Source organism: Ruegeria sp. N8, from assembly GCF_056531325.1.
On the sequence record NZ_JBQFLQ010000005.1, the window covers coordinates 105942 to 126660 of the forward strand.

At 59.0% G+C, this 20719-nt stretch carries 17 protein-coding genes; 3 read left to right on the top strand and 14 right to left on the bottom strand.

What is annotated here, in order from left to right; all coding sequences use genetic code 11:
* Position 1: 1 nt before the first annotated feature.
* The 3 genes from dctP to ACR0C5_RS11900 all read left to right on the top strand — a co-directional run bounded on the left by dctP (position 2) and on the right by ACR0C5_RS11900 (position 3867).
* The gene (gene dctP / locus ACR0C5_RS11890) at positions 2-1102 is read left to right on the top strand and encodes a TRAP transporter substrate-binding protein DctP (protein ID WP_170773413.1); all 1101 of its coding nucleotides are present in this window, start codon (positions 2-4) and stop codon (positions 1100-1102) included.
* Positions 1103-1176: 74 nt separating this feature from the next.
* Positions 1177-2508, top strand: a complete 1332-nt coding sequence (locus ACR0C5_RS11895; protein WP_170789970.1) for a TRAP transporter small permease subunit — start codon at positions 1177-1179, stop codon at positions 2506-2508.
* Positions 2509-2523: 15 nt separating this feature from the next.
* Positions 2524-3867: a TRAP transporter large permease gene (locus tag ACR0C5_RS11900; RefSeq protein WP_480876772.1), complete on the top strand. Its 1344-nt coding sequence runs from the start codon at positions 2524-2526 to the stop codon at positions 3865-3867.
* 79 nt (positions 3868-3946) lie between these two features.
* Here ACR0C5_RS11900 and ACR0C5_RS11905 read toward each other — a convergent pair whose 3' ends face one another.
* The 14 genes from ACR0C5_RS11905 to ACR0C5_RS11970 all read right to left on the bottom strand — a co-directional run bounded on the left by ACR0C5_RS11905 (position 3947) and on the right by ACR0C5_RS11970 (position 20626).
* Positions 3947-4732: an oxepin-CoA hydrolase, alternative type gene (locus ACR0C5_RS11905; protein WP_480876775.1), complete on the bottom strand. Its 786-nt coding sequence runs from the start codon at positions 4730-4732 to the stop codon at positions 3947-3949.
* 3 nt (positions 4733-4735) lie between these two features.
* Entirely contained in the window at positions 4736-5794 is a 1059-nt protein-coding gene (locus tag ACR0C5_RS11910; protein ID WP_480876778.1) for an acyl-CoA dehydrogenase family protein, read from the bottom strand.
* A gap of 3 nt (positions 5795-5797) precedes the next feature.
* A complete protein-coding gene (locus tag ACR0C5_RS11915) occupies positions 5798-6985 on the bottom strand; it encodes an acyl-CoA dehydrogenase family protein (protein WP_480876780.1) in 1188 nt (395 codons plus the stop codon).
* A gap of 2 nt (positions 6986-6987) precedes the next feature.
* Positions 6988-9048 (bottom strand): 3-hydroxyacyl-CoA dehydrogenase NAD-binding domain-containing protein, encoded by a 2061-nt coding sequence (locus tag ACR0C5_RS11920; RefSeq protein ID WP_170773401.1) that lies wholly within the window; start codon positions 9046-9048, stop codon positions 6988-6990.
* Positions 9049-9063: 15 nt separating this feature from the next.
* A complete protein-coding gene (locus ACR0C5_RS11925; protein WP_480876783.1) occupies positions 9064-9792 on the bottom strand; it encodes an IclR family transcriptional regulator in 729 nt (242 codons plus the stop codon).
* Between the two features lie 5 nt (positions 9793-9797).
* Positions 9798-10985, bottom strand: coding sequence for an acetyl-CoA C-acyltransferase (locus tag ACR0C5_RS11930; protein ID WP_480876786.1), 1188 nt, complete (start codon positions 10983-10985; stop codon positions 9798-9800).
* A complete protein-coding gene (locus ACR0C5_RS11935; protein ID WP_480876788.1) occupies positions 10978-12483 on the bottom strand; it encodes a class I adenylate-forming enzyme family protein in 1506 nt (501 codons plus the stop codon). Before ACR0C5_RS11935 ends, ACR0C5_RS11930 begins: the two co-directional genes overlap by 8 nt.
* Positions 12484-12578: 95 nt before the next feature.
* Positions 12579-13757 carry an acetyl-CoA C-acyltransferase gene (locus ACR0C5_RS11940; RefSeq protein ID WP_480876791.1) on the bottom strand — a complete coding sequence of 393 codons (1179 nt, stop codon included), beginning with the start codon at positions 13755-13757 and terminating at the stop codon, positions 12579-12581.
* A 73-nt stretch (positions 13758-13830) separates the two neighbouring features.
* Entirely contained in the window at positions 13831-14808 is a 978-nt protein-coding gene (locus ACR0C5_RS11945; RefSeq protein ID WP_480876794.1) for an NAD(P)H-dependent flavin oxidoreductase, read from the bottom strand.
* 93 nt (positions 14809-14901) lie between these two features.
* Positions 14902-15831 carry a sugar kinase gene (locus tag ACR0C5_RS11950; RefSeq protein ID WP_480876797.1) on the bottom strand — a complete coding sequence of 310 codons (930 nt, stop codon included), beginning with the start codon at positions 15829-15831 and terminating at the stop codon, positions 14902-14904.
* Between the two features lie 285 nt (positions 15832-16116).
* On the bottom strand, positions 16117-17706 hold the full coding sequence (locus ACR0C5_RS11955; protein WP_480876800.1) for a GMC family oxidoreductase: 1590 nt from the start codon (positions 17704-17706) through the stop codon (positions 16117-16119).
* Between the two features lie 26 nt (positions 17707-17732).
* Positions 17733-18845, bottom strand: a complete 1113-nt coding sequence (locus tag ACR0C5_RS11960; RefSeq protein ID WP_480876803.1) for an ABC transporter ATP-binding protein — start codon at positions 18843-18845, stop codon at positions 17733-17735.
* Between the two features lie 6 nt (positions 18846-18851).
* Positions 18852-19733 carry a carbohydrate ABC transporter permease gene (locus ACR0C5_RS11965; protein WP_170773385.1) on the bottom strand — a complete coding sequence of 294 codons (882 nt, stop codon included), beginning with the start codon at positions 19731-19733 and terminating at the stop codon, positions 18852-18854.
* Complete coding sequence (locus ACR0C5_RS11970) at positions 19733-20626, bottom strand: carbohydrate ABC transporter permease (RefSeq protein ID WP_170773383.1); 894 nt, start codon at positions 20624-20626, stop codon at positions 19733-19735. The genes ACR0C5_RS11965 and ACR0C5_RS11970 overlap by 1 nt, the downstream gene beginning before the upstream one ends.
* Positions 20627-20719 lie beyond the last annotated feature (93 nt).

Here is a 20719-nt window from a genome sequence, read left to right on the forward strand (position 1 = left end):
AATGACCAATAAACTGATTACACGCCGCAGCGCGTTTCGCACCCTTGCCGGTGCCGGGGCGGCAACTTTGGCTGCACCGCATATCGCCACCGCAGCAGGTGAGACAACCACTTGGAAGATCCAGACATCCTGGCCCGGCGGAATCGGGTTGCAGACCTTTAAGGACTGGTGCGCCACGATCGAAGAAAAAACCGGCGGTGAGCTGGCCTTCCAGGCCTTTGGTGCCAATGACGTGGTTGGGGATTTCCAATTGGCAGATGCGGTGAAAAATGGCGTGCTTGATGCCATCAACCCGTTCACCATCTACTATCAGGGCATCATTCCCGCCGCAGTGTTCCTCAGCTCGTACCCGCTGGGTCTGCGCCAACCGCATGAATACGACACGTTCTATTATGGCCTGGGCGGGATCGATATCGCGCGCGAGCTGCTAGGCCGTCAGGGTCTGCACTTTGTCGGACCGGTGCATCACGGGCCGAACATCATCCACTCGAAAGTTCCAATCCGGTCGGTTGACGACTTCGCGGGCCGTAAAATGCGCCTGCCGGGCGGTATGGTGGCCGAGGTATTCTCGGAGTTGGGCGCTGAAACAACCGTTCTGCCGGGCTCGGAAATCTTCCCGGCGCTGGAAAAAGGCACTATCGACGTGGCAGACTTTGTGGGTCCGGCCGTGAACCACGCCTTGGGCTTCAGTCAGGTGACGGACTATATTGTGATGGGTCCTCCGGGCTTCATGTCGGTCTATCAGCCGGTCGACATCATGGACATCACCGTGGGCAAGGCCGCATGGGACAAACTGAGCCCGCAGATGCAGGAATTCGTGGAAATGGAAACTCACGTCTATTCCGATCTGCATCACGCCGCCATTCAGGCCGCCGATCAGGAAGCCTGGAAAAAGTTCGAAGCAGAAGGCACCGAAATCACACGCTTGTCTCAGGACGATGTCGAGCTGATGACCGAAGTCGCCGTGCCAATCTGGTTCAAATATGCCAACCGCGACAAAGACGCGGCGCGTGTCTTCAAGATCCAACTTGACTACATGATGTCGGGTTCCTTGGGCTATGTGACGCCTGAAATGATCGAAGGCTATACACTGGACCTGTAATCCGCTGAAGCCTAATCAAAAGTCCGCGCGAATTTCGCGCGGACGTGCCTTTTCTTTGGAATTCGGAACGTACTATGCCGAGCGTCGATTTCACGCTGCCGCACTGGCTATACTGGGTCGGGCTAATCGCTTTCCCGGCCCTGGCCATGGTGCTGGCGCGCAAAGCCCAACCTGAACAGCGCACCTATGGGTTGCCGCTGGGCTATCTGATCCTTGTCACTGGGGGAATGCTGGGTCTGCACCGCTTCTACCTGCGCAGCCTGCTGGGGTTGGTCTATCTACCGGTCTTCCTGCTGATCCTGTTCGCCAATGGCGAAGAGCGTACGGCCCGCAACGAATTCTCGAACGCGGTCAATATCGTCCGTCAGGCCGAACGCACGATCACGCGCGAAACCGAACGGGTCGCCACTGCCGAAGAAGGGCTGGAAGATCTGCGCGCCGCCGCTGAGGCCGCGCAAAATGGCACTGCGCTGCAAAAACGCCGGGCAGAACGCGCTTTGGATCGGGCGGAAAAAGCTATTGAGACCGGGCGCGAACGGCTTGCGGAATCCGAGGCAGCGCTGGCTGAGGCGCAACCGCTGGCCGAAATTGCCGGTGCTGATCGTGCCTTCTGGAGCTCGGTAGCGCGCTATGCGTTCTTCACGATCCTCGCCTTCTTGGCGATTGATGCGCTGATGCTGCCGCGCCTTGTGGCCAGTGCGCGCGTCAAGGCGGCTGCGGATCCACATGAGCCCGAGATGGAGATCGACGAAGAAACCGCAGCCCGCGCGGCGGAAATGGACCCCGGTGCCCGTAAGGCTGATCAGGATTATGCCGAGAACTGGATTGACCGCCTGTCTCTCTATGCAGGTGAGTTCGTCAGCTATTGGGCCGTGATTGCCGTATTCGTCTATTACTACGAAGTGATCGTCCGCTACGTGTTCAACGCCCCTACCAACTGGGCGCATGAATCCATGTATCTGATGTTCGGGATGCAGTACCTGATCGCCGGGTCCTATGCGATGCTGACCGAAAGCCATGTGCGTGTGGACATCTTCTATGCACCGCTGACCAAGCCGAAGCGCGCGTGGGCGGACCTGTTCACTTCGATTTTCTTCTTCATCTTCGCCGGAACCCTCCTGGTGACATCCTACATCTTCGCGATGGACGCGATTGCCGTTCCGACCGGTAACTCCGTCGTCTCAGACTGGGCGCGGGGCGAGATGAGCTTCTTCCAGATGTTCGGCGCACTGACCTTCGGCGACTGGACCGATCCGAACATCCGCTGGGGCGAAATCAGCTTTAACGAATGGGAAATCCCGCTTTGGCCAATGAAATGGATGATGGTCGTGGGCGCGGTTCTGTTGATTTTGCAAGGGGTGTCGAAACTATCCAAAGACATCCGAACGATTGCACGGGGGTACTGACCGATGGGTCTTGATATGTCCATCGAGCTGTTGACGCTCGTAATGTTCGGCTCGCTGCTGGTTCTGCTAATGGCAGGCCTCCCGCTGGCCTTTGTGACCGGAGGCCTGGCCTGTGTGTTTCTGTTCGTTCTGGGGGATGCGCGTGCGCTGAATATCGTACCCAGCCGGATTTTCCCGCTGATGACGAACTATCAGCTATCCGCCATTCCCTTGTTCATCTTCATGGCGTCAATGCTGGAACGGGCCGGGATCATCAACGATATGTTCGATGTGATCTACAAGGTGCTTGGCGGTCTGAAAGGCGGCCTTGCTGCGGCGACGATTATTGCGTCGACCGTTCTGGCGGCTATGGTCGGTGTGATCGGCGCAGCTGTGGTGACAATGGGGATCATTGCCCTGCCCGCCATGTTGAAACGCGGCTATGACGCCAAGATCGCTATGGGTTCGATCATGGCCGGGGGGACATTGGGCATCCTGATCCCACCTTCCATTCTGGCCATCATCTACGCGGTTGTTGCCGAACAATCGGTTGGGGAGCTTTTCATCGGCGCGGTCATTCCCGGCCTGATGTTGTCGGGCATGTACATCATCTACGTGGTGGTTCGGTCCTATATCAATCCGGTCCTTGGCCCGCCAATCCCGGTTGACGAGCGCATCTCGAACCGAGAAAAAATGCGCCTGCTGGGCAAAATGTCCGCTCCGATTGCGCTGATCGTGATTGTTCTGGGCGTGATCTTCTCGGGCGTTGCAACCCCGGTTGAGGCGGCGGGTATCGGCACCTTTGGTGCCTTCATCGTAGCGGCGATCCACAACAAGCTGGACTGGCCCACCGTGCGCGAGGCATGTCTGACCACTCTGAAAGCCTCGGCCATGGTGATCTGGATCATGTTCGGCGCCACGATCTTTGTGGGTCTCTACGTGTTGGAGGGTGGACAGCAATTCGTGCAGGAAACCATGCAAGGCGCAGGTCTGGGGCCCTGGGGTATCCTGATCGTCATGCAAATCCTGCTGGTGGTGCTGGGGATGTTCCTGGACTGGGTCGGCATCCTGTTGCTGTGCGTTCCGATCTTTGTGCCGATCATCAAGGCGCTGGGGGCTGCGGCCTTTGGCTTTGATGACCCTAACGATCTCGTGCTGTGGTTTGGCGTGCTCTACCTGGTAAACATGCAGATGAGCTTCCTGTCGCCGCCCTTCGGGTATGCGCTGTTCTATCTGCGCGGCGTGGCCCCACCGTCGATTCCGATGACGGATATCTTCAAGGCGGCGTTGCCCTTCCTGTTCCTGCAGATTGTCGGATTGGTCATCTGTATGATGTTCCCGTGGGTTGTGACGTGGTTACCCAATATCGTCTACGGGTAGACAAAAAAACGGGCGGGGAATTCTCCCGCCCGTTTTCGTTTGACCGTTCTGTCGGTCTCTGCCGTCATTTTCTATTGGTTCAGTTCGTGAAGTCCGGCTTACGCTTTTCCTCAAACGCACGGATGCCTTCCAGCGCTTCGTCCCGGCCCAGAGCAAGGCCCATCTCCCGGCGTTCGCGTAGCAGATGTGCCTCAAACTCGGCCGTATCGGGGGCAGAGAGCAGCGCCTTGATCGCCGCCTGCGCCTCTGGCGGTCCCGAGACCAGATCCCGTGCTAGCTCCAATGCCTGTTTCAACGCCGAACCGGGTACAACCACCCGGTTCACGACACCTACGTCATACATGCGCGGGGCAAGAACTGGCCTGCCGGTCAGGCACATCTCGGTTGCAAGTTGACGTGGCAAGTTCATGGTCAGGAATCCCGAACCACCCCCATCAGGCACTAGCCCCGCTTTGACATAGGCCAGCGTGAACTTTGCATCTTCCGCGGCAACGATCATGTCGCAGGCAAATGCCAATGAAGCACCCGCCCCTGCAGCCCCCCCTTCCACAGCCGCAATCACCGGGACAGGGCACGCTCGGATGGCCCGGATCATGCGGTGCAGGTATTCAATCTGTGCCTCACGCTCCGGCAGGGTCATTTCGCGACGGGACTTGAGCATCCGCAAATCGCCCCCGGCAGAAAAAAACCCGCCGGCACCCGTGATCACCACGGCGCGGACGCCGGATTCAGCTGCGGTAGCGTCGCGCAGCGCTGACTCAACCGGTTCATAGACCAGACGCGACAAAACATTGCGCCGTGCCGGTTCATTGATGGTGATGATCAGCACCCCATCGCGAGTTTCGAACAAAACAGCCTCGCTCATGGATCAGCTCTCCATGACATGGTGCAATTGCGCATAGTGATCGCCCAATTGGTGGTCGATCATCATCAGTCGTTTGGCGTAGTGCGAGCCGGGATATTCCCAGGTCATTCCGATCCCTCCGTGAAGCTGAATGCATTCTTCTGCAATCATCGTACCTGCGCGTCCGATCAGGTTCTTGGCCATTGCGATATACTTCGCCTCGGCATCGGAGCCCAGTTTACTTGCTGCCAGAATAGTGATCGAGCGGCATTGCTCCATCTCGATGGCCATATCGACCGTACGATGCTGCAACGCCTGAAAACTGGCGATCGGTCGCCCGAACTGCGTGCGCTGCTTGAGGTAATCGACCGTCATGTTGACCAACACCTCCATCACGCCCACAGCCTCGGCACACAGCGCCAACCGACCCGCGTTCAGGGCGGATTCAATGATGTCACCAGCATTCCCACTCAGGCAAATGGCGGTTGCGCTGTCGAGGATCAACTCCCCTGCTCCACCGCCGTCAATCATCGCATAGTCGACGGTTTCAGGATTTTCGACCAGAAACAGGCCAAGTCCCTCATCAAGGCGTGCTGCGACCAGCACGCCATCTGCCCCAGGCAATCCATAGACCACCGATTTACGACCATTCAGCACCCAGTGATCGCCGGATTTGTCTGCGCTGGTGCGGATCAACGCCAGACTGTCCGCATCCGGTTCAAACACAGCCAAAGCAATCCGCTTTCCACCTGTGACCAACTCTTCAACCAAGGCTGCAGCACCACAATCGGCGGCGGCGCGAGCCGACATCAACGCGGCCAGCATCGGCTCGGGGCACAGACCACGGCCCAGCTCCTCAAATATGGTTGTGATGTCGAAACCTGTGCCGCCAAAGCCGCCTTGCTGTTCGGGGACAAAGGCACCGATCAGGCCCAATTCGGAGAGTTCAGCCCATTTGGCCGGGGAATGGAACGGCGCATTGTCCAGCACGCCGTAGCGGGTGTCGAAATCATACTGATCCGCCAGATAGCGCCTCACCGTGTCCGACAACATCTGCCTGTCTTCGGTTAAGTTGAAATCCATAGGTCAGCCTCCAAACAGGTCTTTGGCAATGATGTTGCGCTGAATTTCGTTCGATCCACCGAAGATCGAGAGTTTTCGATTGTTGAAATAACTCGCCGCTGCACGCCGGGCGTCTTCGGGCACCGTCACCGCGTTTTCGGGCAGGTCTTCAACGGGGAACGGCGCGGCGGCTGCCCCCAGGGCAGTGCGCGTCAAGCTGAGTACCCGCTGCCGGATCACCGTGCCTTTGATCTTCAGCATCGAACTTTGCGTACCCGAGGCCGCGCCTTCCTTGGCCGCCGACAACATCCGCAGGTTTGTCACGCGCAACGCCTCCAGATCAATCTCGACCTCGGTCATTTCGGCGGCGAATAACGGATCCTGCGCCAAGGGCCTGCCCGCGCGCACCAGCATCTGCGACAAGGCCTTGAGCTTTTCCAGATCGCGGGTCGAGAACCCGACACCCGCGATATTGGTCCGCTCATGCGTCAGCAGATATTTGGCGATGGTCCAACCTTTGTTCTCTTCACCGACCAGATTTTCCACCGGCACCCGAACGTCGGTGAAAAAGACCTCGTTCACCTCATGCCCGCCTTCCAACAGTTTGATCGGGCGCAGCTCAACGCCGGGGGCGTCCATATCGACCAAAACAAAGCTGATGCCTTCCTGCGGCTTGCCCTCGGTCGACGTGCGCACAAGGCAGAAGATCTTGTTGGCGTGTTGACCCAGCGTGGTCCAGGTTTTTTGACCGTTGATGACGTAGTCACCCCCGTCCCGCACCGCGCGAGTTTTCAGGCTGGCCAGATCCGAGCCAGCGCCCGGCTCTGAATAACCCTGACTCCACCAGTCTGAGCCATCCAGAATACGTGGCAGAATCTCAGCCCTTTGCTTATTGGTGCCGAATTTGATCAGCACCGGCCCCAGCATGTTGAGGCCAAAGGGCACGATGCGCGGGGCGTTGGCGAGGGCGCATTCTTCGTCAAAAATATGCCGCTCAACCGCGCCCCAGCCGGGGCCGCCATATTCGGTGGGCCAGGTCACAGCAAGCCAGCCCCGCGCGTTCAGCCGGGCGTGCCAACCTTCCATTTCCTCTTTGGTCAGACTTTCCGAGTTACGGCCTTTTCGGACCAGCTCCGGGCTCAGGTTTTCCGACAGAAAGGCGCGGACTTCAGCGCGAAAAGCCTCTTCTTCGGGGGTGAAACTCAGGTCCATGCTCAGCCCTCTTTGTTGAGGTCGTTGAAGGTTTTGCCCGCCTCGACCAGTTCGCGCAGCAGGGCGGGCACCTGCCAATAATAGGGGTCTTCCTGCGCATATTGTTCGATCCGCTGCACGATGACAGCCAACCCGGTGATGTCAGCATATTGCAGCGGACCGCCCCAGTGGCGCGGGAAACCGTAACCAAACAGAAAGACCGCATCCACGTCGATCGGGCGCAGGGCGATCTTGTCTTCGACCACCCGCGCGGCCTCGGACACCATCGCGGCCATATAACGATCCACAATTTCGGCATCGGTAAAACTGCGAGCAGTGATACCCTTAGCCTCCCGCTCGGCCTGTGCGAATTCCGCCACGGTCGGGTTCACGCTGCGATTTTTGCCGTCGTAGATATAGAAACCCTTGCCGCTTTTGCGCCCGAACCAACCCTGTTCACACACTCGGTCGGCAATCTCGACATAGCGCTCTTCGTCCGGACGGAACGCGGCCTGACGTTTGCGCGTGACCCATCCGATGTCCTGCCCCGCCAGATCGGACACGGCGAACGGCCCCATGGCAAAACCAAAATCTTCGAGTGCCGCGTCGATCTGTTCAAATGGCGCGCCGTCCAACTGCATATAGGCCGTCGACTTGCGGTAATGCGCGAGAATGCGGTTGCCAATAAATCCGTCGCAAACCCCGGACCGGACCGCGACCTTGCGCAGTTTCTTGGCCAGTTTAAAGCTGGTCGCCACAGTTTCAGGCGCAGTATCCTTGCCCACCACCACCTCGAGAAGGCGCATAACATGCGCGGGTGAGAAGAAATGTAGCCCGATCACATCCTGCGGTCGGCTAGTAACCCCAGCGATTTCGTTCACGTCCAGGTACGAGGTGTTCGTCGCCAAAATCGCCCCTTGCTTGCAAATATGATCCAGCTTGCCAAAGACCTCACGCTTGACATCCATGGATTCAAATACCGCTTCGATCACCACATCCGCGTCGGCAAGCGCGGACATATCGGTGGTGCAAGTCAGTTTCGCCAGCGTCGCATCGCGCTGTTCCGCGTTCAGCTTGCCGCGTTTCACAGCACCCTCGAGGTTCTTGGTGATCGTATCGCGCGCGAAGGCCACGCGGTCCTCTTCCATCTCGATGAGAGTGACCGGCATCCCGGCCAGAAGCAGCGCAGTGGCAATGCCCGACCCCATGGTACCGCCGCCGATTACCCCACCGGTTTGCAAATCGCGCGCCTCGGCATTGGATTCGGGGATATGAGAAACGGCCCGTTCGGCAAAAAAGGCGTGTTTCAGGCCCTTATGGGCATTGCTCGCCATAGCCTCGGTGAATAGACGCCGCTCTTCTTTTAGTCCATCAGACAGCGGTAAGTTGCTGGCCTCGGCCGCTTTTAAGGCGCGTTCCGCGACCTCGCCCCTTGTCTTTGCGCGGAAGGAGTCCAGATCGTTAGTGGTTATGCGGTTTTCCAGATGTGCCGTTACTCGGGGCGTAAGCGCACTGTCCAAAACCTGCCGACCGGCGGCCAGAGCGACCTCGGCCGGGTCGCCATCCTGCAGATCATCCAACAGCCCGGCCTCTAACGCGGCTTCGGCGGAAATCGGTTTTCCCGAGGTGATCATGGTCAGCGCGGTCATCCCCTCGACCAGCCGTGGCAGGCGTTGCGTGCCGCCAGCACCGGGCAGAAGACCCAGATTGACCTCGGGCAGACCCAACTTAAGACCCTTGATCCCGACCCGTGCCTGACAGCTCAGCGCGATTTCAAGACCGCCGCCCAAAGTCGTGCCGTGCAATACGCAAACAATGGGCTTGGCGCTGCCCTCAAGGATTTCGCAAACTTCAGGCAGCATAGGCTGTTTCGGAGGTTGGCCGAATTCCCGAATGTCGGCGCCCGCCACAAAGGTGCGGCCCGCCGCATAAAGCGCGATGACCTTGACGCGATCGTCCTCCTCCAGTTCGCGCACCGCATTCACCAACCCGATGCGCACATCAATCCCCGCCGCATTGACTGGCGGGTTGTCGATTTTCACCAGCGCAACCTGACCTTCGAGCTTTGTTTCAACCGCTGCCATAAAAACCTCCTGTTATCAACCACATATGCCTAGGTTGCGCCCCAGCGTTTGTACCGTGTCGCGCAGTTTCGGCCCCACGATCTGTTCCAGTTTCTCGCGATCCAACTCAGACGTGTTGGCCCCGCAAAGAAACGCAAAGGGCGGCGCACCGGGGGCGGGGCTGAAGGGAACTGCACAGGCGTTGACGGCCCGGTTCCACCCGCCCAGAGACGACACATAGCCCATGCTTTCCAACTGTTCGCGATCCGTGCGCACCTGATCTGTTTCCCGCGCTTGCGCAGGTTCTACGGCCAGGATGGCCCGGCCCGCCGCGCTTTGTTCCATCGGAATGCGATGCCCTTCACTCAACCATAGTGACGACGCGTTTCGCGGTCGCCAGCAGCGCGTCAGCATCACCGCGTCGCCGTTGCGCATGGTCAGGGCGACCAGAACGCCGGTGTCATCGGCCAACTGCTGCATGATGTTTTCGGCCATTGGCAAAAAGGACAATCCCGCCCGCGCCGTGTACCCCAGCGCCATGACCGAGGGCCCAAGCCGGTACGCCTCGGACGGGTGCAACTGTTCCAGAAACCCCATCGAGGCCAGCGTGAACGTCATCCGCGCCACGGTCGAGGGCGGCATGCCTGTGCGCCGGGCCAGTTCGCGGTTGCCCAGCGACGCATCGTCGGGCTTGAACGCCTGCATGATCCGCAACCCTTTGGCCAGGGTCGCGGCGAAGCGGCGGTCTCGTTCCGCGTCCGGCATCCAGGTTAGACGCGCTCGAGGATCAGCGCGATCCCCTGCCCTACGCCGATGCACATGGACAGGCAGGCATAGCGCCCGCCGGTTTCCTCAAGGTGGCGCATGGCGGTTAGGATGATCCGCGCGCCTGACGCGCCCAGCGGATGCCCAACCGCAATCGCGCCTCCGTTCGGGTTCATGCGGCTGTCAGCGGGGTCCAGGTCCAGATGTTTGCAGCAGGCCAGAACCTGCGCGGCGAATGCCTCGTTAATCTCGATCAGGTCCATGTCGTTCATGTTCAGTCCCGCGCGGTCCAAGGCCTTTGGGATGGCCAGCGCCGGCCCGATCCCCATGATCCGGGGCGGCACGCCTGCGATAGCACCGGCCACGATACGGGCGCGTGGCTTGGCACGGTCGGTCTTGGCGCCGATCATCAGCATCGCCGCGCCGTCATTGACGCCCGAGGCGTTGGCCGCCGTCGTCACACCTTCGGGAAAGATCGTGCGCAGCGATGCCATTTTCTCAAGCTGTACATCCGGGCGAGGATGTTCGTCCAGCGTCACCTCATGGGTCGCGCCTTTACGGCCTTTGATCGTGATCGGAGTGATCTCGGCATCAAAGAACCCCCGCGCGCGGGCGGTTTCGAACCGGACCTGAGAGGCGTATCCAAACTGATCCGAGGCTTCGCGGGTGATCTGGTAATCCTGCGCCAGATTGTCGGCGGTCTGGGGCATTGGATATTCGCCATGCATCTGGGCAATGCGCGGATTGGGAAACCGCGCACCAATGGCACTGTCGTAGATTTGGGTCTGACGGGCATAGGGAGTTTCAGATTTGGCTATTGTGAAGGGTGCGCGGGTCATGCTTTCGACACCGCCCGCCACATACAAAGGCGCCTCGCCCACCGTGACCGACCGCGCCGCGTCCAGCGCCGCCGACATGCCCGAACCACACAGGCGGTTGACGGTTTGCCCCCCGACCTCGACCGGCAGACCGGCCAGCAGAGCGCTGTAGCGGGCGACATTGCGGCTGTCTTCGCCCGACTGGCAGACATTGCCCAGAATGACATCCTCAATCTCAGCAGCATCAAAAGCACTGCGCTGAACCAGCGCCTCCAGCACCTGTGCGGCCAGATCGTCGGGCCGAACCGAGGCCAGCGCACCGCCATGGCGGCCAAAAGGGCTGCGCAGCCCGTCATATATGTAAGCGTCAAGCATTCTTGGCCTCTAGATCCAGTTGTGCCAGTTCGGGCGCAAAGGCCCGAACCAACTTGTGTTTCAGAATTTTCCCCGTCGCGGCTTCTGGCAACGCGTCGGTGACAACAATGTGATGGGGGATTTTGTAGCGGACCAGAGTTTCCCCCAGATGAGCCTTCAACTCGGCCACGGTCGCTGGAACGCGTAGGGTCACAAAGGCCAGCACGTCCTCATTCCCATCCCGCGCGCGGCCCACAACGGCGGCTTGCGTGACGGATGGATGTGCGTTCAGCGCGGCTTCGATCTCGGGCGGGTAAACGTTGAAGCCGGAATGGATGATGACCTCTTTGCAGCGCCCTACGATGTAGATGCGCCCGTCTTCCTCTATTCGCGCCAGATCACCAGTGCGCAGGAAGCCGTCCGGGGTAAAGGCCTGCGCGGTTGCTTCCGGATTACGGTAATATCCCTTCATGATGTTACGTCCGCGCGCCAGCAACTCGCCGACTCCGTCCGCGCCGGGATTGTCCAACCGCACGTCGATCCCCGGCAAAGCAGGACCTACCGAGTCGTCCTGCGGCGGGTTCTCGGGCTGCGTGGTGGCAATGCCCGGAGACCCCTCAGTCAGACCATAGCCGTTATGGATCGGACAACCGAATATCCGCTCGACCCGGCGCTTCCAGCTTGGGTCCAGAGGCGAGCCCCCCGAAGACAGATAGCGCAATCCACTGTCCACGCGGTCTATGCCGTTGTCTTTGCAATGTTTGAGGATCAACGCAAACATCTGCGGCACGCCCGACAGCATCGTTGCACCGCTGTGCAGCCCAGCGATCACCTGCACCGGGTCGAACCGGGGTTGAAACCGCAGGCAGCCGCCCGCCAGAAACGTGGTCAGGATGATCGAGGAAAACCCGAAAATATGTGTCCCCGGCAGAACCACCAGCGACTGATCGGCCGCCGTTGCCTGCCGACGTTGTTTCGAGGCGTTGGCCGTGAACAGCAAATTATCATGGGTCAGCATCACCCCTTTGGGTGCGCCGCTGGTGCCAGAGGTATAGAGGATCGCCGCCACCTGCCCCGCACCGGCTTCGACCGGTTCGGGCGTTTCATCCCGCAAAGGTGAGACCACAAGAGACCCGCAGCACAACTGCCCCGATGAAACGGCCCCCAACCGTTGCGCATGGGCCCGCGCAGCATCGGACACATCCGATGTGCAAATCACGCAACGCGCGCCGGAATGGGCGATGACCGTGTCGACCTCTTGTTCGGTCGCACGCGCATTCAGCGGGACGATCCACGCGTCCAAGTCACTGAGCGCGAGAACAACTGCCGCATAAGTGGCGCAGTTCTCGGCCAGTACAACAACCCGGTCGCCCGGACGCACGCCATGCGCCCGTAACATCCGGGCGGCCTCCCTTACCGCGCCCCGCAACTCCTCATAGCTGAGCCGCGTTTCATCATGGTCGATGATCGCCAGCGTTGCCGGGTCCTTGCCGTCGATCAAGTGGTGAATTCGGTGCAACGCATTCTCCTCAGATGCGGTGCGACTGTTCTAGCAATCCGTCAGAAAGGCGTCAATATTCGGCACTCTGTTCCGCAATGCAGAACACAAACTCGTCAGAATACCTCAAAAAGGCCCGCCGCGCCCATTCCGCCACCGATACACATGGTTGCCACGGCATATTTCGCCCCGCGGCGTCGGCCCTCGATCAGCAGGTGGCCCGCCATCCGCGCGCCGGTCATCCCAAACGGATGCCCGATCGAGATCGAGCCGCCATTCACATTACAAATCTCAGGATCAATCCCCAGCGTCTGACGGCAATACAGCGCTTGCGAGGCGAAAGCCTCGTTCAACTCCCACAAGTCGATATCATCCACAGTCAATCCATGACGTTTCAGCAGGCGCGGCACGGCAAAAACCGGGCCAATGCCCATCTCATCTGGCTCACAACCGGCAACGGCAAACCCCATGAACGCACCCAACGGCTCCAGCCCTTCTCGCGCCGCGAAATCCGAGTCCACCACCACACAGGCTGACGACCCATCGGACAGTTGCGACGCGTTCCCTGCCGTCACGAATTGGTCCGCACCGCGCACCGGCTCTAGCCCGGCCAGACCTTCGAGCGTCGTGTTCGGCCGATTGCAATCGTCCCGATCAATAGTCACGGCTTTTTCAGAGATTTCGCCCGTTTCTTTGTCTTTGACCCGTTGCACCGCCTGCATCGGCACGATCTCGTCGTTGAACTTACCGGCGGCTTGGGCAGCGGCGGTGCGTTTCTGGCTTTCCAACGCCAGTTCGTCCTGCGCTTCACGGGTGACACCATAGCGCGCGGCTACGATGTCGGCGGTTTCGATCATAGTTAGATAAACGTCGGGCTTATGTTCCAACAGCCACGGGTCGCGGTCAAAAGGCCCCGGTGTCTGATCCCTTAGCGTGATGGATTCCACCCCACCCGCAATCGCGGCAGGCACCCCGTCCTGCACCACTGCATGCGCTGCCATGGCAATCGCCTGCAAGCCCGAGGAACAGAACCGGTTGATGGTCGTCGCGCCCACGGTCACGGGCAAGCCTGCGCGCAGCACGGATTGGCGGGCTATATTTGCGCCGGTCGTGCCTTCGGGGAACCCGCAACCGATGAAGGCGTCTTCGATCAAGGCAGGATCAACGCCGGCGCGGTCAACCGCGTGTTGGATCGAATGCCCCATCAAAGAGGCCCCAAACGTGTTGTTGAACCCACCGCGGAAGGACTTGGCCAAACCCGTGCGGGCGGTTGAAACCAGAACGGCTTGTTTCATCTGGTAGGTTCTCCTTTTGCTTTAGTGTTTGGCGACACCCTCGCTTTGTAGCAAGAATGACACTCCGCCCGGATCAATCCCGGCTAAAAGCGGCCAAACGATCTGTGATGATCTCGTTGGCATCTGACATGATCCGATCAATCAATTCCTGACAGGTAGGGATGTCATGGATTAACCCCGCAACCATCCCGCAGGACCACGCGCCTGCATCCATCTCACCATCTTGCATGACGCGCGGATAGACACCTGCGACTTCATTCATGATGTCCTCGAATTGTAGCTCCGTACCCTTGGCACGCTCCGTTTCCAAAACACGTTCGACGGCTGTGTTGCTCAGAACGCGCTCAGTGTTGCGCAAGGGGCGCATGACAAGGCGTGTGTCCAGTTCCGAGGCCGCGACGATGGCATCCTTGACGTTCTGATGCACCGGAGCTTCTTTCGTGGCGATGAACCGCGTACCCAGATTGATCCCGTCCGCCCCCATCGAAAGCGAAGCCACAAGACTGCGCCCATCCGCCTGCCCGCCCGATGCGACAAAGGGGATCTCCAGTTCATCCGCTGCGCGCGGCAACAGGATCATGTTCGGGATATCATCCTCGCCCGGATGACCGCCGCATTCAAACCCGTCGACCGACACCGCATCGCAGCCGATCTCTTGCGCTTTCAGCGAATGGCGAACCGACGTGCATTTGTGGATGACCTTGATCCCGGCCTCTTTGAGGTAGGGCATCACCTGCACGGGATTGCGTCCGGCCGTTTCAACAATCTGCACCCCGCCATCGATGATTGTTTTGATGATGGCCGGGTAGTCGGGCGCGTTTACCGTTGGCAGAAAGGTGACATTGACCGCGATAGGCTTGTCGGTCATGTCCTTGCAGCGCGCGATCTCATTGGCCAAATCTTTGGGTGTCTTCTGTGTCAGTGCAGTGATCGTCCCCAACCCGCCCGCGTTTGAGACCGCAGCCGCCAGTTCTGCAAAACCCACGTAGTGCATTCCCCCCTGCATGATGGGGTGTTGGATGCCGAACAGCTCGGTAATTCTGGTTTTCATACACTGCCCTTCGAATTTAATTTTCGATCGTTCTATCTGTCATCTATGCCAAAGAACCGTCTTGGGAACAGGTTCTGCCTCAAGACTGTATGATCAGTCTATTTCCGGAACTCTGTCCTTGGGAATGCGCGCGCCGAAGTGCCGGATAACTTCGCCCGCCGTCCTCTGCCCCCAATGAACTGCCTTTTCCTGATCACAGCCTTTGAACCGAGCGGAAAGATATCCAGCGTTGAATGCGTCTCCGGCACCCGATGTGTCGCGAACACCATCCACGGATTGGGTCGGAACTTCGCTCAGATGATCGTCGCAAAACGCCGTCAGAGCCGCGGCGCCATTTTTGACGGCAATTTCAACGACGCCAGCGCGACGCAAACGTTCAACTGTCTGAACCGGCGACTCGTCGCCCCACAGGGCGCTTTCATCGTCAAAGCTGGGAAGCGCGATATCGGTGAGAGTATTGAACCTGGCCAGAACAGCCCGCGTTTCTTCAGCAGACCTCCATAGTCGCGGGCGCACGTTAGGGTCGAATGACACGATCGCTCCCTGCGCCCGCGCCTTGGTTAAAGCTTCAAACAGAGTTTCACGAGCGGGGTCAGACAAAATGGCCAGTGTAATACCCGACAGATGGATCAGCCCCGCACCGGTCACGGCCTGTACCAGCCATTCCAGATCGTCAGCCAACAACCTCGCCGCTGACGTATCCCGCCAATACTGGAAACTGCGCTCAACCCCATCAAGCTCAATCATGTAAAGACCCATCGTACGAGCCTCTGATCGACCAATACCCGAGACATCCAGCCCGTCCTGCTGCGACTGCTCGACAAAAGCATCTGAAACGGAATCCATGCCAACTTTGGTAACAAACCCGACCTCGGCCGCATCCCCAAGTAGTTGTGCCATGTGCCAAGCGGTGTTGAACGTATCGCCGGCAAAGCCCCGGCGATAGGTTTCGTTGCCTATATCCGCCATTTCGATCATCGCTTCGCCGATAGCGAGCGCCTTTCGGGATCCAAACGCTAACACTGGGCAACCTCCAATTCGGGCTTTCCGCCGGGCGGCCGCGCGCAGCAGATTATATCTGGCAAAAGAAACGCCTTCGCGATGCGAGAACGGGCCAAAAAATACTCAGCGATTCCGCCACTCACATGCGGGTTCATCATTCAAAATTCCAACGGATTGATGGCGATAACAACCTTGTATCGTCAATGTATCGCAATCGACAACGGTTTCTTGTAGCGCGCCCTTTCAGACCCATCGACCATGGGCCCTGGACCACGAGAAATCCAGACCCGTCAGCATGGCCATTTTTTAGAAGACGTTGTGGTCCTGTTTGATCATATCTGCAGCCTTTTCACCGATCATGATCGACGGCGCGTTTGTGTTTGATGAGTTGACAGCTGGCATGATCGACGCATCTGCGACCCGCAGCCCCTCGATCCCGTTGAAGCGCAAACGCGGGTTCAGAACAGCTCCGGTATCGCTGCCCATCCGGCAAGTGCCGGCGCAATGGTGTGAGGTTTTGGAATGTTCGCAGATGAAATTGAAATAGTCTTCGTCCGTGCGCACATCCGGCCCCGGAAGGCGTTCGGCCAGAATGTAGGGTTTCAGCGCCTCCTGTGCCAGAATGTTCTGCACCAATTTCAGCCCGCGAACGGACATCTCACGATCATAAGGATCTGACAGGTAATTCGGATCGATCAGAGGCATGTCGGCGGGATTATCACTGCGCAACCGAACCGATCCCCGTGACCGTGGCCGCAAATGACAGGCGTTCAGCGTCACACCGCCATTTGGCATTGCCGCGACACCGGCTTCGATCCCGGTGCCAAGGCCCAGATGCATCTGGATATCGGGTGAGCGGGCGTTTTCATCTGCATACCAGAACCCACCCGTCTCAAACAGGCTGGAGGCAACCGGGCCCTTGCGCGTGAGCAGGTATTGCAAAGCCGCCAGCGCTGACAGATGCGGCTTGGCATAGCGGTCATAGGTATGTGGGCCGGTAACCTCGCATATCGCATAGAGGTCCAGATGATCCTGCAAATTCGCCCCTACATTGGGTTGGTCATAGACGACATCAATTCCCAAAGCTCTCAGCGTGTCTGCCGGACCAATACCCGAAAGCTGCAACGACCGGGGCGAGCCGATGGCTCCCGAGGACAGGATCACCTCAGCCCCAGCGACGATTTTGCGGCCGTCCAGTAATTCGACGCCCGTTGCCCGCCCGTTTTCAACCGTGATCCGGCGCACCTGCGCGTGTGTCTGAATGGTCAGGTTGGGCCGCGATTGCGCAGGCGCAAGGAAGGCCATCGCGGCAGAGGAACGACGTGCACTGCGCTGGGTCAGTTGATAATACCCTGCCCCGTCCTGCTTGGCCCCATTCACATCCGTTGTCTTTGGTATACCCAACTGACCGGCGGCCTCGATAAACGCATCGCAGATCGGCAGAGGGGCTGCGGGCATGGAAACCCCCAACGGGCCGCCTTGGCCGTGGAACTCTCCCCCATATGTGTCATTGTCTTCGGATTTCTTGAAATAAGGCAGAACGTCCGCGTAACCCCAACCCTCGCAGCCCATCTGACGCCAGTCATCATAGTCCTGTGCCGCTCCGCGGGTGTAGATTTGGGCATTGATGGCCGAACCACCACCGATCACCTTGGCCTGTGTATAGGTGAACACCTTGCCCTGCATGTGCTGCTGCGGCACGGTGCTCCACCCCCATGACCCAATGCCTTTAGTCATCTTGGCGAAGCCTGCGGGCAGATGGAACAAGGGGTGACGGTCGCCGCCTCCGGCCTCAAGCAGCAGAACCCTCAGATCAGGGTTTTCCGAAAGGCGTGCGGCGATGACGGACCCGGCAGACCCCCCGCCCACGACGACAAAGTCGTAGCCGGTTGTCATGCGTTTAGCCCCTTCATCACAGTGAATTAGCCCTGAATGCGGTTTTCGGTTTCAGGATCGAAGGCCACCGCTTTTTCCATGTTGACCGCAAAGGTGAAGTCCTGCCCAGGCGAAACCTCGGCATCCGACCGCATGCGTGCAATCACATCCCGACCACCCAGCGTCATGGACACAAATGTGTCGGACCCCGCCGGTTCTGTCACGACGATCCGATTGGTCATCTGCGCGATATTCGACGATTTCCGATCTGCCCCGTCTACATCCGTGATCGTCTCGGGTCGGATACCAAGCAGGATGTCGCGCCCGCCCCAATCGGATAGGTTGTCCTGGCTGAACGGCAGTTGCGCCATCGCGCCGTCATGCAAGGCAACCTCGGCATGGGGGCACCCATCCACCATCACCACCTTGGCAGGCACCACATTCATCGCGGGCGACCCCATGAAGGTGGCGACGAAGATATTGGCGGGGGTGTCATAGATCTCTTGAGGAGTGCCCAGTTGTTGCACGTAGCCACCGTTCATGACGGCAATCCGGCTGGACAGGGTCATCGCCTCGATCTGGTCATGGGTCACGTAGACAATGGTCGTGCCAAGGTTCTGGTGCAGTTTCTTGATCTCGGTCCGCATGTCGACGCGCAGCTTGGCGTCCAGATTGGACAGAGGCTCGTCGAACAGGAACACATCAGGGTTGCGCACCAAAGCCCGCCCCATGGCCACGCGCTGACGCTGACCGCCCGACAATTGGCCCGGCTTACGATCCAGTAACTGCTCAATCTGCAACAGCTTGGCAACCTCGGCCATGGCCTTTTCACGTTCGGGTTTCGGCACGCCGTGCATTTCAAGTCCGAAGGTGATGTTCTGCCCCACGGTCATGTTGGGGTACAATGCGTAGCTCTGGAACACCATGGCGATGTTGCGGTTTGAGGGATGAACCCCGTTCATCACCTGATCCTTGATGCGGATCTCACCGCTGGTGATCTCCTCCAGCCCCGCGATCATGTTCAGAAGGGTGGACTTGCCGCAGCCCGAGGGCCCGACGAGCACCAGAAACTCGCCCTCCTGCACCGAGATGTCCACCTTGTGCAACACCTCGACCGCACCGTAGGACTTGGTTGCGTTGTCGATATCAAGAAATCCCATGGTCCGTTATCCTTTCACTGAACCCGCCATCAGGCCGCGGACGAAGTAACGACCGGCCACGATATAAACGAGCAGCGTTGGCAGCGCGGCCAGAATGGCGCCTGCAAAATGTACGTTGTATTCCTTTACCCCCGTCGACGACTGCACAAGATTGTTGAGCGCGACCGTCATTGGCTGGCTGTTGGCATCGGCAAATGACGCGCCAAACAGGAAGTCATTCCAGATATTGGTGAACTGCCAGATGATCGACACCACCGCGATAGGGCCTGAACTGGGCAGCAGGATGCGCCAGAATATCTGGAAGAACCCCGCCCCGTCGATCTGTGCCGCCCGGATCAGTTCGGTAGGGAAAACGGCATAGTAGTTTCGGAAGTAAAGCGTGGTGAAGCCAATGCCGTAAACCACATGCACCAGTGCCAGACCCCATGTGGTGCCCGCTAGGCCCATCAGGCCCAGCATCCGCGCCATCGGGATCAGAACGATCTGGAATGGGATGAAACAGGCAAACAGCATCAGCCCGAACAGGATGGTGTCATACTTGAAGCGCCACTTGGTCAGTACGTATCCATTTAGCGCGCCCAAAATGGTCGAGACGATAACGGCGGGCACAACCATCTTGATCGAATTCCAGAAATACGGGCGCAAGCCCGTCGGTTCGACCCCGATCTGGGCCGAGGACCAGGCTTGCAGCCACGGCTCGAGCGTGAAGACCTCTGGCAGGTTCATCATGCCGCCGCCAGTGATTTCCTCCAAGGGTTTGACCGAATTCACCAGCATCACGTAAAGCGGCAAGAGGTAAAACAGGGCAAACAGCAGCAAAACCAGATAGATCAGCGTGCGCGTGACGCGGCCCGTGCGGATTGCGGTATCTTGAGAGGCCTGAGACATCAGCGTTTCTCCCGCAATTCAGCGTAGAGATAAGGGATCATGATCGCGGCTATGGTCATCAGCATGATCGTGGCCGAGGCGGCGCCGATCCCCATCTGATTCCGCGTGAACGTGTAGGAATACATGAAGGTTGCGGGCAGCTCGGTCGCGCGGCCCGGACCGCCGCCGGTCAACGCGATTACAAGGTCAAAGGTCTTGATCGCAAGGTGGCTGAGGATCACGAAAGCCGACAGGAAAGCGGGCCTCAGCTGCGGGATGATGATCCGACGATAGAGGTTCCAGTTCGACGCCCCGTCCATTTGTGCCGCGCGCAGGATTTCATTGTCGATACCCCGCAGACCGGCCAGAAACATCGCCATGACAAAGCCCGAGGTCTGCCAGACCGCCGCTAACACGACGGTGTAAATCGCAAAGTCGCGGTTCTTGATCCAATCGAACTCAAAACTGGTCCAACCCCAAGTATGCATCACGTTTTCCAGCCCGATGCCGGGATCGAGGAACCATTTCCACGCCGTTCCGGTCACGATGAAGCTGAGCGCCATCGGATACAGGTAAATTGGACGCAGCAGGCCTTCACCGCGAATTTTCTGATCGAGGAAGATCGCCAATCCCAAGCCGATACAGGTGCAGATCACGATATAAAGCCCCGCGAAAATCCCCATATTGATGAGCGAGGTTTCCCAATGGCTCAATCGCCAGAGCTTGTCGTAATTCTCCCAGCCGACCCAGCCGAAGCTGGGCAGAATACGACTGTCGGTGAAGGACAGGTAGACCGAGAACAGGATGAACCCGTAGACGAAGACCAGAACCATCGCCAGTGAAGGCGACAGGACCAGTTTGGGAATCCAGTTCTGAAGGCGTGTCTTGAAATCCGCGTCGGCTGAAGCAGCCATGGCGCGCCCTCCTCGTTCCAGAGTTGGTGTTTTGGGGCTTATCCTGCCCCTTTCAAGACAGGGCGGCCAGGCAGCCGCCCCGTCAGAAGGTTC